Source organism: Thioalkalivibrio sp. ALR17-21 (assembly GCF_000420185.1).
Taxonomy (GTDB): Bacteria; Pseudomonadota; Gammaproteobacteria; order Ectothiorhodospirales; family Ectothiorhodospiraceae; genus Thioalkalivibrio; species Thioalkalivibrio halophilus.
In genome coordinates this window covers 16,888-29,759 of the sequence record NZ_ATUL01000004.1, presented here as the reverse complement: position 1 = coordinate 29,759, position 12,872 = coordinate 16,888, and the positions used below count along the sequence as shown (strand labels likewise).

Genomic DNA, 12,872 nt, shown 5'->3' with positions numbered 1-12,872 from the left:
ACCTGCTTGCGAGACGGGGGAGCAGGGCGCTCCTGCCTGTACGAGTAGGACAGCCCTGCCCCCGGAAAATGCCCGGGGTTTAACGTTTGACGCCAAAGATCGTCAGCAGCAGCCCCAGGACTACGGCCACACCGCCCCCGATGAAATACCACGTGGTTTCATCCGTGAACCGGCCGGTCAGGGTCTCGTGGGCCTGTTCGACCAAGCCCTGCGAAGTCTGCCAGCCAAAATAAAGAATCACGATCCCTGCGACCAGCAGGACGATACCGAGAATGCGAACCGGACTCATGGACTTTCTCCTTGCGCTCCGGTGTCATGGTTAGCGGGGTGCCAGCACGAACGTGCACCGGATCAGTGCTTCCCTGAAGTCTAGACCCTTGCCCGCGGGGTTGCCGACGACGGCCCCTGCTTCGCGCAGGCACGATCCCGGATCCGGATTATCGGGCTCTTCGGGTGCCCTGCAGCATGGCCCGGAAATCCTCCGCCTCGAGAGGATGCGCAAGCAGGAAGCCCTGGACACGGTCACAGCCGTGCGCCCGCAGCCAGGCCAGCTGCTGCGGGGTCTCCACGCCCTCGGCTACCGTCCGCAGGGCCAGGGCGCGTGCCATGGCGAGGCTGGCGCGGGCAATGGCTTCGTCGTTCTCGTCCGTGCCCAGCCCGTCCACGAAGGATTTGTCGATCTTGAGCTCGGCGAGGGGGAGCCGCTTGAGGTTGACCAGGGAGGAGTAACCGGTCCCGAAATCGTCGATGGCCAGGTGGATCCCCTGTCGGTGAAGTCTGCGGATCTCCTCGTGGACGATATCGGAGCGCTCGGTAAGCGTGCCCTCGGTGAACTCCAGCTGGAGCTGATCTGCGCCGATGCCGTGGTGCGTCATGCACTGGAACAGCGCCGTGGCGAACTCCCCTTCCCGAAAGTCCCGGGGCGAGACATTGAAGGAGATCGGGGGCGGGTCGAGCCCGGCCGCCCGCCAGGCGCCCACCTGTTCGCACAGGATCTTCTCCACCCGCCGGCCCAGCTCGGTGATCAGGTCGGATTTCTCCGCAACGGGTATGAAGTGTCCCGGGCTGACCGCTCCCCTCTCCGGGTGCTCCCAGCGCAGCAGGGCCTCCGCGCCCACGAGCCGTTCCGGATCGCCTGCGTCGAACTGGGGCTGATAGACGAGGCGCAGTTCGTCGTTGACCAGAGCCCGGCGCAGCGCGTCCTCCAGGCTGCAGTCTTCCATCAGGCGCCGGTGCAGTGCCGGTTCGTACAGACGCAGCCGGTTGCGGCCGTCGGCCTTGGCCCGGTACATGGCCATGTCGGCTGCGCGGGACAGCGTGTCCGCATCCTCGCCGTCGTCGGGGTACAGCGCCAGGCCGATGCTGCAGGTGACACGCAGGCTTCGGCCCCGGACTTCAAACGGGCGAGCAAGGGTCGCCACCAGGCGCCGGGCAATCGAGGCGGCTTCGTCGGTGTGAGTGTCGGCGAGGATGACCGTAAACTCATCGCCGCCCAGGCGCGCGATCGTATCCACGTCACGCACCACCTCCTGCAGCCGGGAGGCCACTTCGACCAGCAGCTCGTCGCCCACCTCGTGGCCCAGGGTGTCATTGATGGTCTTGAAATCGTCCAGATCGAGGAACAACAGGGCCGCCTGTTTCCCGTCGCGCCGGGCCTGGGCAATGGCCTGGAGAAGTCGGTCCTGGAACAGGTTGCGGTTCGACAGGCCGGTCAGCGCATCGTGGTTGGCCAGGTATTCGACCTCCCGGTGGGAATCCTTGAGCTGGCTGATGTCCGAAAAGACCGTCACGAAGTAACGGGGCTGGCCGACATTGTCATCCACGCGGTTGATGGTCAGCCATTCCGGGTAAACATCTCCATTCTTGCGCCGGTTCCAGATCTCCCCCTCCCAGAAGCCGCGCTGGTTGAGGCCTTCCCACATTTCTTCGTAGAAGGCCTGGCTGTGGCGTCCGGATTTGAGCAGGCGGCCGATTTTGACGCCCATGGCGTCGCTGCTGGTGTAGCCGGTAATGCGGGTGAAGGCCTGGTTGACGGTCTGGATGCGGCCGGCCGCATCCGTCACCACGATGGCCTCGCCGGCGTCCTCGAACACATGGGCCGCGATCCGGAGCTGATCCTCCGCGCGGCGGCGTTCCGTGATATCCATGAGGGCACAACGGAACCGGGCCTCGGCGGCGTCCTTGTTGCGTTCCGCCACCGTGTCCATGCGCACGGTCCGCGGGCTTGATCCGTCACCCACCAGGTTCAGTTCGTCCACAACATGGGCCTTCCCCGCGCCGGTCAGTGCACGGCGGTGCAGGTGCAGTGCATCCTGGGATTCGGTGGCCACGAAAGCGGACAGGGGCTGGTCGGTGACATCGGTTCCCGGGGCGAGGAGTTCGGTGGCGGCCCGGTTGGCCTCCCGTATCCGACCCTCGTCGTCCAGGATCAGGTAACCCATCGGGGCCTGCTGGAACAGGTCCCGGTAGCGATCCCGGGCGGTTTCCAGGTGGTCCCGTGCCTGTTGCAGCACCTCGTTCTGGATCCTCAGCTCCTCCTGATGCAGCTCCAGCTCCGCCACCAGGGCCCGGGTATCCGCATCGGTCCGTTCGGAGATGTCCGTCAGGCCGCGCCCCAGGCGCTGACGGGCCGCTTCGCGCAGGGCCTCGGGCGGAAGGGGTTTCGGGTCGTCATGGTCCATGGTCGGGGCTCCTTGCGGCGGGTTCCGGGGCCCGGGACACCGGTCTCCGGAACTCCATGGTGAGCAGGATCATGCTCGCGTCGTCCTCCAGTTCCAGGCGACGGCCGTTCAGGAGCAGGCCGGTCGACTCCGGGTCGCCGAAATCCGCTGTCAGCTCGAAGTCGTGGAAGGCCTTGTTCTGCGGCAGGACCTCGGTCAGCAGGGCCCGCAATTCCGGGTGGTTCCACTGCCCGTCTGCCAGCTTGAACAGGCTTCGGCCTTCCACCGACTCCGGGGTCAGGGGAAAGCTGCGATAAAAGCCGTCGTTGGCGGACACCACCCGCAACTCCGAATTCAGGACCAGCAGGGGCTCGCGAACGGTGTCGACGACCGCCCGGAAGAATGCCTCGGGACGGGCTACCCCCTGAGCGGCCTGAATGTCCTGGAAGGTACACACCACCCCGCGGATCACGTTCCGGGTGCTGCGGTAGGGCTGGATGCGCAGCAGATACCAGTGGCCGGTCTGCGTCTGCACCTTCACCTCGCGGGGGATAAGGCTGTCCAGAACCGCCTCGGCGTCCGCCTCGAGGGAGTCGTAGCAAAGCCTGGTGGTCAGCTCCCTCAAAGGGCGGCCGATGTCGGAGGGGCGTACCGCGATCAGGGTCTGCGCGGGCATGGTAAAGCGCTTGATGTTCAGGGATTCATCCAGGAACAGGATGGCGAGGTGGGTGCTCTCCAGGAGGTTCTTGAGGTCATCGTTGGCCTCGGTCAGGTCATCCACCCGGGTCTGCAGCTCGGTATTGACGCTGCGCAGCTCCTGGTTGAGGGACTCGACTTCCTCCTTGGCAGCTTCCAGCTCCTCGTTGCTGCTCTGGTGCTCCTCGTTCATGGACTGCAGTTCTTCGTTAAGGGACTGCAGCTCCTCGTTGGAGGACTGCAGTTCCTTGACCGCGAACTGCTTGTCCTGACGCAGGGCCTCCAGCTCCCGCTTCAGCCGGGTCGCGTCCGCGGTATTGCCGCCTTCCGGGGCGGCTGCCGTCGCACACGATTCAATGGATGCTTCCGCCGGGTCCACGGCAGGGACCGAATGCAGGGCCACCAGGCGGAATCCCGAAAGGGCGGCGGGTGTCCGGATCCGCCGGACTTCCAGCCGGACCGGCTCGGTATCGCCGTTGGTCTGGACCTGCACCTCGCGGGTCACGTGATCGGTATCGCTGCCGGTCACGTCCTTCAACGCCTGGGACAGCGGCGCCCGCAGCCCCGGCCGAGCCATCTCCAGGATCTGATTCCGCGCGGGGCCGCTGGCGGGTTCCAGGAAGCGCCCGGTGCGTCCGTGAATGTACACCACCTCCCCGCGGTCATTGACCACCACTGTCGGCGGAGCGAACTGCAGGGCCAGCAGGCGTTCCACATTGCGGGCGAGGCTGTTCCCGGTTCCGGTGGCCGGGCTGTCGCTGCTTTCCTGGGAGGGCAGTGCCCGATGGTGACGGCTGGGCCCCGGCATCTCCGGCAGGAGCGACGGCAGGCCCCCCTCGGCGACGCGGAAGATCCGGCTTTCCTTGTCCGCGACCGAGAAGGCCTCGCTGTGGTAATCCGGGCTTTCCGATGCGCCCAGCAGCAGCAGACCCTGGCTGCGCAGGGAGTAACGGAACAGCGCCAGGAGACGCTCCTGACGGTCACGCTCCAGATAGATCAACAGGTTGCGGCAGGTAATGAGATCCAGCCCGGTGAACGGCGGGTCCTGCAGCGCGTTGTGCTCGGCGAACACCACCATGTCCCGCACCTCCCGGCCGATCCGGTAGGCGTCGTTTTCGGCCGAGAAATGCCGGCGCACCCGTGCCTCGGTCAGATCCTGGGCAATGCCCGCCGGATAGCGTCCCGCCCGTGCGATGTTGATGGCCGCCTGATCCACATCGGTGGCGAAGATCCGGACCTCCGGGGCCTGCTCCCAGTGCTCGATACATTCCCGGACGAGGATGGCCAGCGTGTAGGCCTCTTCCCCGGTCGCACAGCCCACCACCCAGGCGCGGAACTCCTGCCCCGTCCGGGCTGCCCGTTGCAGCATGGCCGGCAGCAGCTTCTCTGCCAGCGTGGTCCAGACGGGGGGATCCCGGAAGAAGTTGGTAACACTGATCAGGAACTCCTGAAAGAGCAGGTCGATTTCCTCGGGATGCGTCTGCAGATAGGTCAGGTATTCCTCGGCATCCACGATCTGCCGCAGGTCCATGCGCCGTTCCAGGCGGCGATGCAGGGTGCTGGTCTTGTACCCGGAAAAATCGTGGCCGGTGCGCTGCCGGACCTGGTTCAGGATCCGGGCCAGCAGGTTTTGCGGGATCAGAGGGGCATGATCCGCCAGGGCCTTCTGGCGGTCACCCCGGGAACGGAGATAGCCGGTCAGGGTGGCTGGCATGTCGGCCGCGGGCAGCACGTAGTCCACCTGCCCGGTGGCGATGGCATTGCCCGGCATGTCGCCGAACTCGGCGGTATCCGTGGCCTGGGCCATGACCATGCCCTCGCGCGACTTGATGGCCTGGACCCCGAGGGTGCCGTCGCTGCCCGTTCCGGAGAGAACAATCGCGATGGCCCGGTGTGCTGCCCCCTCCGCCAGTGAACGGAAGAGGGTATCAATGGGGTGGGGAGGGCCGTTGCCGGGGCGTTCCAGGGGCTCGCGCGAACGCATCAGCTGTCCCCGGACCAGGACCCAGCCGTCGTCCGGAAGCGCTACATACACGCGGTCCGGCGCCAGCGCCTCGCCTTCCTCGACCATCTGTACCGGCAGGGCCGTGTGCGGCCCCAGGATCTCCGGCAGCAGACTGCGTTCGCCCCTGGGGTGGTGGGTGACGATGACGTAGGCCGCCCCGGTGTCGGCAGGCAGGTGGGCCAGAAGGGACTGAAGGGGCTGGAGTGAACCCGCGGAGCCCCCGACACCGACGATTGGCAGGGCCTGGACTGTGGGATCATCGCTCGGTGGCGGCATGGACTGCTCTCGGACGGCGGAACGGGTTTGCTGATACCCACATACTAGGGAAACACTGATCAATGTACACGTTCGCGCTCGAGCCCCTGCATTTAATGACTTGTGGGGGTGGCACCCCGGGAAGCGGGCCCGGATGTTTTTCACCCCGCAGCGGCCATGCTCGCACCGACAGGCTGTCCGATCGCTTTACAGCATCGGGCCGCACCCGCACGCCCGGGCCCGGGCAGCGCCGTTGGCCACGCCCATCGAACCCGGGGAGGAATCCGGCCGTATGTCGCACCACACCAGTCATTGCGGCACATCCGCCCGCACCGCGCGAGCCCTCCGGCCGTGCTCTTCGTCGTCCCGGGGGCTGTCCACATACTTTACGGTTCGTGGTCGCCCCTGTGCCCCTGGTTGGGCCCCGAAACGCAAGCCTTTGTTCTCAAAGGGGGAGAGGCCGCCCATTCCGTCGGGCGCGAATGTTGCATATCCATGTATGAGTGCAGCACCCAAACCACAATCTGCCCCCGCATACCATGGAGGTAGCTATCATGGACAAGACAGTTTCGCGCAGCGGAACCCTCGCTTTTCTCCTCGTCGGCAGCATGCTCGTGGCTGGACCGGCTTCCGCCAGTTTGATCAACTGTTCGGACGTCGACGGGGGCCTGGAAAACAAGGTCAATCCCAACCAGGGTTGCCAGATTCTGGAGCCCCTCGATGGCAACCAGAATGACAGCCCCACGCTCATCAACAATACCGCGTTCTTCGGCTACTCGGACTGGTCGTTCGACGGCAAGTACGACGATGACGGCGACGCCCTTACACCGGACCCGGGTGACCCGGCCACCATTGTGAGTTTCGACGGTGACGCCGAGAGCGGGACCTGGGGTCTGGTGGACCTCGATTTCTGGGCCAGTTTCGATAACCTGATGATGGTCTTCAAGGATGGCGGCAATACCAACCTGGTCGCCTATGACATCACAACCGGAGCCCTGAACGGAGACTATGCCACCCCGTTCACCAGCCCGCCGTTTCCGTTGCCGGGCGCGGGCAACGACCGCGACATCTCGCACGTCTCGATTTACTACCGGGACAACGGACATGGCGAAATCCCGGCGCCCGGCTCGCTGCTTCTCGTGGGTCTCGGTCTCGTGATGCTTGGCTGGTCCCTGCGCCGGCGCAAGAAGCCGGCCCCGGGATTGATGGCATAAGTGCCTGAGGATCCAGCCCCAACGGGCCCCGGAAGCGATTCCGGGGCCCGTTTCACTTGCGGTCCGGCTTTGCGCGCCGGTCTGTGCGGCCTTTCCCGTAACGCCTGCGGGCTGCGGAAGGGGGTGGCGCATTTCTGGCGTTGGGCTGAACCGATTCAGCGAGCCGGGCGGGATCGGGGCACAGCCTCGGCGAGGTTGTCCGTGATTCGTGTGATGACCCGGGCCAGGGTGTCGCGGACCTCTGGCGAGAGGCCGGCGCCGTCTTCGAGCCGGGCGGGTTCGATGCCGTGGACGATGAGCGTCTCCGGGAGGTCGCCCAGGGAACGGGCGAGTTCGACGGCCTCGGCGAGGCCGATGCCGTGGGAGGAGTAGCGGGCGCCACGCGGCAGTGGCTTGCGGGCGTCCAAGCGGTGGAGGGTGCCGGGGGCGGAGCCGGTGACGATCGCGTCGACGAGGATCACCGGATCATGTCCCTGCCACAGCTCCATGAGTTCGGCAGGCTCGCCGTGGCTCTTGGCGGTGGCGAGGCCCGGGGTGTCGGCCAGCGCGTCCACCACGGCATGGCCGATACCGTCGTCGCCGCGCCAGGGGTTGCCGATGCCGATGACCAACGGCCCTTTGCCGGTGATTGGCACGGCGGGAGCCGTAGCCAATCCCTTTTGCGGGCGTTCCCGGGCTATGGGGGTGTTTCGTGCCGCCCGGACAATTTCTTCGCGGCGCCCGTCGCTCAGATCCGAGTGCCGCTCTTCGGTCTCGGAGGCCGAAAACAGCGGTTTTTCCTGAGGGTTCTGTCCGGATGGTCGTGCCACGGGGCGCTCCCGGTCGATACCTGGCGGTGGCTAACGGGGCGTGCCCTCGCTTTTCCGGGCGGCAGTGGTCGTTTCCAGCCGCTCCGCAAGCCAGATCTTGATGATCGACTGGCGGGTGACGCCCAGCCGGCGGGCTTCTCGGTCCAGGGAGTCGATCATCCAGTCCGGGAAGTCCACGTTTACCCGCCGCTGTTTGCGGAGCGGCCGCTGGGCCCCGGATAGATCGAGGGCATCGGTCATCTCTTCTCCGCTGTCAAAGCGCTCGTCAAATGTCTTCGCTTTCATACAGCGCAACCTCTTCTTTGCGCGACCTGCGTACCGAAATGATACGGACGCAGGCCTCTCGGTGAGTGACAACGGCGGTCCAGTGCCTTCTTTCAATGCGACCGATCACCAGAAAGCGGGGTTCGTCCTCCGTGCGGCCGGGGATCTCCAGCAGATCGGGGTCACGCCAGAGGGCCTGGGCAGTCACGAAGTCGATGCCGTGTTTCTCCAGATTCGATCGACTCTTCCGTTCGTCGAACTCGAATGACTTCATGGTGTAGAAATTATACCGTTATTCTATCAGATTGGCGTTTTTTGCTCTCGTAGAGCCAAGCGTTCCTTCGCGCAGGGCCTTACTGGCGGTCGAAGGTGAGGTCGAGGAAGTGGGTGGCGCAGGAGATGCAGGGGTCGTAGTTGCGGATGGCGACTTCGCATTGGTGGCGTAGTTCGTCGTCCGGCAGGTCGAGGTGGGTCTGGACCAGTTCGCGCAGGTCGGCCTCGATGGTGGGCTGGTTGACCGAGGTGGGCGGGACGATCCTGGCGTCGGTGATCAGGTCCGCGTCGTCGATGCTGTAGCGGTGGTAGCAGATGCCGCGCGGGGCCTCGGTGGCGCCGAAGCCGGTGCCGGCGCGCGGGGTGACCGGCAGGGCAGGCGCGGCCGGTGCGGCGCGGTAGCCGTCGACCAGGCGCAGGGCCTCCTCGAAGGCGAGCACGATCTCGATCATGCGCACCTGGATACTGCGGAAGGGGTTGCGACAGGCCGCGCCCAGCCCGGCGCGCTCGGCCAGCTCGGCGGCGCGCGGGGTGAGGCGTTCGCGGTTCAGGGCGAAGCGCGCCAGCGGGCCCATGAACACCGGTTCGCCGGAGTCCGAGCGGTGGCTGTGCAGGGCGTTGGAGTGGGCGACGTGTTCCTCGGTGAAGATGTCGTCGTAGTCGCGGATGGCCGCGTCCAGGCCGCTGCTGGAGCCGAGGCGCCCGTGGGTGATCGGGTATTCGTCCGGGTGGACGAGCGACACGAACTCGTAGTCGCGTTCGAGGTTCGGGTAGTCGAGGGTGGCGAGGAATTCGGCGACCTCGCAGGAGGCCTCCAGGCCCCAGGACAGGTCCTCGCCCAGCCCGGCGACCTCGGCCGGCGACGGCGCGCGGTAGAAGCCGCCGACGCGCAGGTTCACCGGGTGGATCTCGCGCCCGCCCAGCAGGCGCAGGATGGAGTTGCCGATCTTCTTGATGCGCAGGCCGTTTCGCACCATATCCGGGTGGTCCTTCGCGGCGGTGACCGCATCCGGATAGCCGAGGAAGTCCGGCAGGTGGAGCATGAATACATGCAGGGCGTGGCTCTCGATCCACTCGCCGCAGTAGGCCAGCCGCCGCAGGTCCTGCAGCACGCCGTCCACGGTGATGCCACAGATGTCCTCCATCGCCAGCGAGGCCCCCATCTGGTAGGCGATCGGGCAGATGCCGCAGATGCGCGCGGTGATGTCCGGGGCCTCGCGGAAGTCGCGCCCGCGCAGGAAGCCCTCGAAGAAGCGCGGCGCCTCGAAGATCGACAGCTTCACCTCCTCCACGCGGTCGCCCTCAGTGCGCACGTACATCGCGCCCTCGCCCTCCACGCGGGCAAGGTAGTCGACTTCGATGGTGCGGGTCTCGCTCATGACTGCGATCCTGTTTCCTGTTCCTGACGTTCGCTCTCTTCACGGAAGGCGTCGGCGCCGGCGTTGAAGGTGCGGTAGAAGCGTACGCGTGTAGCGCGGTCCATCCCCAGTGTCTCCAGCTGGCCGGACAGGCCCGGCGCGTTGGGCGTCTCCTTGGGCCCGAAGCAGCCATAGCAGCCGCGGTTGCACCCGGGGCACAACGCGCCGCAGCCGGCGTGGGTGACCGGGCCGAGACAGGGCGTGCCGTGGGCGACCATCACGCAGACCTGTCCGGCCCGCTTGCACTCCTCGCAGACGCTGGCGCTGGAGACCTGCGGGCGCCGGCCGTAGAGGAAGGCGCTGACGACCTCCAGCAACTGGTACTTGTCGATCGGGCAGCCGCGCAGCTCGAAGTCCACCGGTACGTGCTGGCTGATGGCATCCGAGGTGGCCAGGGTCTCGATGTATTCCGGGTGGGCGTAGACCTGGCGGGTGAATTCTTCGACATCCGCGAAGTTGCGCAGGGCCTGGATGCCGCCGGTGGTGGCGCAGGCGCCGATGGTCACGAGGAACTTCGATGCGCGGCGGATCTCGCGGATCTCCTCCGCCGCCTGCGGCGTGGTGATCGAGCCCTCCACCAGTGTCAGGTCCCACGGCCCGTCGATGCGGGTGCGCGTGGCCTCGGGGAAGTGCGCGATCCGGATGCGGTCGGTGACCGCCAGCAGCTCGTCCTCGCAGTCCAGCAGGCTGAGCTGGCAGCCGTCGCAGGAGGCGAACTTGAACACCGCGAGGGTGGGCTTTTCCCGACTCATAGCTCGCGTACCCGGAAGGCCGGTTCCATCACCGGGTAGGGGAACACGGGGCCGTCACGGCAGACGAAGTGCGACCCGATCTGGCAGTGGCCGCAAAAGCCCACCGCGCAGCGCATGTTGCGCTCCATGGACACGTAGATGTCTTCCGGCTTCAGCCCGCGGCGCTCCAGCGAGGACGCGGTGAAGCGCATCATCACCTCCGGGCCGCAGACCATCGCCAGGGTGTTGCGCCGGTCGAAGCCGCCGCGATCGACCAGCTGGGTGACCACGCCGACATCGCCGCGCCAGGCGGCGGTGCCGCGATCCACGGTGATGCGCAGATCCACATCATCGCGCGCCGTCCAGGCGTCCAGCTCGTCGCGGAAGATCATGTCGCCGGGCGAGCGCGCGCCGTAACAGACCACCACGCGCCCGAACTCCGAACGGCGTTCCAGCGCCGCGTGGATCACCGGCCGCAGCGGCGCCAGGCCGATGCCGCCGGCGACCAGCACCAGGTCGCGCCCGCGCGCCTGCTCCAGCGGCCAGGCCGTGCCGAACGGCCCGCGCAGACCAACCACCGCGCTGGCCTCCAGATCCTGCATCGCGCGGGTCACGCTGCCCACCGCGCGGATGGTGTGCACGATGCCGCCGTCGTCGGTGATCGCGGAGACCGAGATCGGCACCTCGCCCACGCCGAACAGGTAGAGCATGTTGAACTGCCCGGGTGCCGGCGCGGCGTCGGGCTCCACCCCCGGCTCGGGGTACAGCGTCCAGCTGAACACCTCGTTGCTGGCCACGTCGCGGCGCACCGAGTGGATGCGCCATGGCTCTGGTGCCATCGCCTGGTCCGGCAGGGTTGCAGCCGCGTCAGTTGCCATGCCCGGGCCCTCCGTGGCTGTAGATGTCCAGCGCCTGCAACCGCGCCGCCTGCAGGCGTTGCACGATCAGCGCGGCGAAGTGCTTCATCAGCACGTAGCCGAACGCCGGGTCGGCCTCCATACGTTCGCGCAGCACGCCGGCATCGAAGCGCAGGGTATGGATGTCGGTCACCGCCCGCGCGTCGTAGCTGGCGCGATAGGGCGGCAGCAGCCAGGACCAGCCGAGGATGTCCCCGGGCCCGACGGTCTGGAACGCCACGTTGCCTTCCCGCAGCGGGCTCTCCAGCGCGACCTGGCCTTCGCGGATCAGCCAGAAGGTCTCGGTCGGCTCGTGGTCGCGCATCAGCCGGGTGCCGGCCGTATAGCTGCACTTCGCCGCGCAGGCCGCCAGCAGGCGCCGGTGCTCCGGCGCCATATCCTCGAAGAAGGGCTCTTTCTCGATGATGGCCAGCAGCTCGTTCATCCCCGGCCCTCCGGATCGCGGCGCACCGCGGTGACTTCCTCGGTGATGTCGATCCCCACCGGGCACCAGGTGATGCAGCGCCCGCAGCCTACACAGCCGGAGGTGCCGAACTGGTCATGCCAGGTGGCCAGCTTGTGGGTGATCCACTGGCGATAGCGCGCGGCCACGGACTCGCGGTGTGGCCCGCCGACCAGGTGCGAGTGTTCCTGGTTGAAGCAGGAATCCCAGCGCCGCACGCGTTCGGTGCGCTGGCCTTCCAGGTCCGGCACCTCCTCGACCTGCGAGCAGAAGCAGGTAGGGCAGACCAGGGTGCAGTTGGAGCAGGACAGGCAGCGCTCGGCGGTTTCCTCCCAGCGCGGGTGTTCGAAGGCCCGGTTCAGTACCTCGCGGGCGTCGCCGGGCATGCTCCGGCCCATCTTTTTCGGGGCCTCGGCCCACACCTGTTCGGCCGCGGCCTGCTCGGCGTCCGAGGCCGGGCGCGGCTCCAGCCGGTCGAGCATCGCGCGCCCGGCGTCGGACCCGGCCTCGGCGACCAGGAAATGCTGCGTGGCGTCGATCACCTCGGTCAGCGCCAGGTCGAATCCCTCGCGGGCGCGCGGGCCGGTGTCCATGGAGGCGCAGAAGCAGGTTCCGCCCGGCTCGGCACAACTGACCGCGACCATGAACAAGTCCCGCCGACGGGCGGCATAGCCGCGGTCCTGCACCGCCTGGCCGAGGAACACCCGGTCCTGCACGTCGATCGCCGCCAACTCGCAGGCGCGCATGCCGATGAAGGCACGGCGCGGCGCGTCGGAGGTGCCGGGCTCGGTCACGAAGCTCCCGTCCGGCTGGCGGGTCAGCCGGAACAGGGTCTCGGGCGGGAACAGGTATTTCTTCCAGGAATGCGGCCCGACCACGTAGCCGAACAGCGCGTCGTCGTCGCGTTCGCGCAGGCGGTAGTGCCCGGGGGCCTGCTCGTCGGTCCAGCCCACCGGCAGGTCCTCGAGGCCGCCCACCCGGTCGTAGACGATCGCGCCGTCGCGCCGTGTCGGCCCCACCACCTCGTAGCCATCACCGGCCAGCAGGCGGATCAGCGTATCCACGGCTTGTGGTGCGATCACTTCCATGGAATCCCTCCGGTGAATCCCGTCCCGTCCGGCCCGTCGCTGCGGTCCGGTCGGTCAGTGTCCATGGTGCGCCAAATGCGACGCAGGTTCTACCCGTCCG

12 protein-coding genes are annotated in these 12,872 nt (G+C 67.1%); 1 reads left to right on the top strand and 11 read right to left on the bottom strand.

From position 1 onward, the window contains the following. Positions 1-79: 79 nt before the first annotated feature. From G020_RS0102890 to G020_RS0102880, 3 genes are all read right to left on the bottom strand, one after another. Positions 80-289 (bottom strand): DUF3185 family protein, encoded by a 210-nt coding sequence (locus G020_RS0102890; protein ID WP_018947325.1) that lies wholly within the window; start codon positions 287-289, stop codon positions 80-82. Between the two features lie 148 nt (positions 290-437). Continuing rightward, the gene (locus G020_RS0102885; protein WP_024328586.1) at positions 438-2,681 is read right to left on the bottom strand and encodes a bifunctional diguanylate cyclase/phosphodiesterase; all 2,244 of its coding nucleotides are present in this window, start codon (positions 2,679-2,681) and stop codon (positions 438-440) included. Further along, entirely contained in the window at positions 2,671-5,637 is a 2,967-nt protein-coding gene (locus G020_RS0102880) for a CheR family methyltransferase (RefSeq protein ID WP_024328585.1), read from the bottom strand. The genes G020_RS0102885 and G020_RS0102880 overlap by 11 nt, the downstream gene beginning before the upstream one ends. Positions 5,638-6,224: 587 nt before the next feature. Here G020_RS0102880 and G020_RS0102875 point away from each other — a divergent pair. Then, positions 6,225-6,830 carry a PEP-CTERM sorting domain-containing protein gene (locus G020_RS0102875; protein ID WP_024328584.1) on the top strand — a complete coding sequence of 202 codons (606 nt, stop codon included), beginning with the start codon at positions 6,225-6,227 and terminating at the stop codon, positions 6,828-6,830. 155 nt (positions 6,831-6,985) lie between these two features. On the opposite strand, the gene G020_RS0102870 is transcribed toward G020_RS0102875, so the two are convergent. The 8 genes from G020_RS0102870 to G020_RS0102835 all read right to left on the bottom strand — a co-directional run bounded on the left by G020_RS0102870 (position 6,986) and on the right by G020_RS0102835 (position 12,772). Beyond that, on the bottom strand, positions 6,986-7,459 hold the full coding sequence (locus G020_RS0102870; RefSeq protein ID WP_029681191.1) for a hydrogenase maturation protease: 474 nt from the start codon (positions 7,457-7,459) through the stop codon (positions 6,986-6,988). A gap of 210 nt (positions 7,460-7,669) precedes the next feature. Beyond that, on the bottom strand, positions 7,670-7,879 hold the full coding sequence (gene brnA, locus G020_RS0102865) for a type II toxin-antitoxin system BrnA family antitoxin (protein ID WP_024328582.1): 210 nt from the start codon (positions 7,877-7,879) through the stop codon (positions 7,670-7,672). A 25-nt stretch (positions 7,880-7,904) separates the two neighbouring features. Further along, positions 7,905-8,177 carry a BrnT family toxin gene (locus G020_RS0102860; protein WP_018878197.1) on the bottom strand — a complete coding sequence of 91 codons (273 nt, stop codon included), beginning with the start codon at positions 8,175-8,177 and terminating at the stop codon, positions 7,905-7,907. Between the two features lie 79 nt (positions 8,178-8,256). Beyond that, positions 8,257-9,555, bottom strand: a complete 1,299-nt coding sequence (locus tag G020_RS0102855; RefSeq protein ID WP_024328581.1) for a Ni/Fe hydrogenase subunit alpha — start codon at positions 9,553-9,555, stop codon at positions 8,257-8,259. Continuing rightward, positions 9,552-10,346, bottom strand: a complete 795-nt coding sequence (locus G020_RS0102850) for an oxidoreductase (protein WP_024328580.1) — start codon at positions 10,344-10,346, stop codon at positions 9,552-9,554. The genes G020_RS0102855 and G020_RS0102850 overlap by 4 nt, the downstream gene beginning before the upstream one ends. Then, on the bottom strand, positions 10,343-11,203 hold the full coding sequence (locus G020_RS0102845) for an FAD/NAD(P)-binding protein (protein WP_024328579.1): 861 nt from the start codon (positions 11,201-11,203) through the stop codon (positions 10,343-10,345). Before G020_RS0102845 ends, G020_RS0102850 begins: the two co-directional genes overlap by 4 nt. Further along, the gene (locus G020_RS0102840; protein WP_024328578.1) at positions 11,193-11,666 is read right to left on the bottom strand and encodes a cyclic nucleotide-binding domain-containing protein; all 474 of its coding nucleotides are present in this window, start codon (positions 11,664-11,666) and stop codon (positions 11,193-11,195) included. Before G020_RS0102840 ends, G020_RS0102845 begins: the two co-directional genes overlap by 11 nt. Then, positions 11,663-12,772 carry a 4Fe-4S dicluster domain-containing protein gene (locus G020_RS0102835; RefSeq protein ID WP_024328577.1) on the bottom strand — a complete coding sequence of 370 codons (1,110 nt, stop codon included), beginning with the start codon at positions 12,770-12,772 and terminating at the stop codon, positions 11,663-11,665. The genes G020_RS0102840 and G020_RS0102835 overlap by 4 nt, the downstream gene beginning before the upstream one ends. Between the last annotated feature and the right edge of the window lie 100 nt (positions 12,773-12,872).

Coding starts and splice junctions, on each gene's coding strand:
- G020_RS0102835 (WP_024328577.1), bottom strand. CDS start 12,772: ATGGAAGTGATCGCACCACAAGCCGTGGATACGCTGATCCGCCTGCTG.
- G020_RS0102860 (WP_018878197.1), bottom strand. CDS start 8,177: ATGAAGTCATTCGAGTTCGACGAACGGAAGAGTCGATCGAATCTGGAG.
- G020_RS0102840 (WP_024328578.1), bottom strand. CDS start 11,666: ATGAACGAGCTGCTGGCCATCATCGAGAAAGAGCCCTTCTTCGAGGAT.
- G020_RS0102880 (WP_024328585.1), bottom strand. CDS start 5,637: ATGCCGCCACCGAGCGATGATCCCACAGTCCAGGCCCTGCCAATCGTC.
- G020_RS0102875 (WP_024328584.1), top strand. CDS start 6,225: ATGCTCGTGGCTGGACCGGCTTCCGCCAGTTTGATCAACTGTTCGGAC.
- G020_RS0102845 (WP_024328579.1), bottom strand. CDS start 11,203: ATGGCAACTGACGCGGCTGCAACCCTGCCGGACCAGGCGATGGCACCA.
- G020_RS0102855 (WP_024328581.1), bottom strand. CDS start 9,555: ATGAGCGAGACCCGCACCATCGAAGTCGACTACCTTGCCCGCGTGGAG.
- brnA (WP_024328582.1), bottom strand. CDS start 7,879: ATGACCGATGCCCTCGATCTATCCGGGGCCCAGCGGCCGCTCCGCAAA.
- G020_RS0102850 (WP_024328580.1), bottom strand. CDS start 10,346: ATGAGTCGGGAAAAGCCCACCCTCGCGGTGTTCAAGTTCGCCTCCTGC.
- G020_RS0102885 (WP_024328586.1), bottom strand. CDS start 2,681: ATGGACCATGACGACCCGAAACCCCTTCCGCCCGAGGCCCTGCGCGAA.
- G020_RS0102890 (WP_018947325.1), bottom strand. CDS start 289: ATGAGTCCGGTTCGCATTCTCGGTATCGTCCTGCTGGTCGCAGGGATC.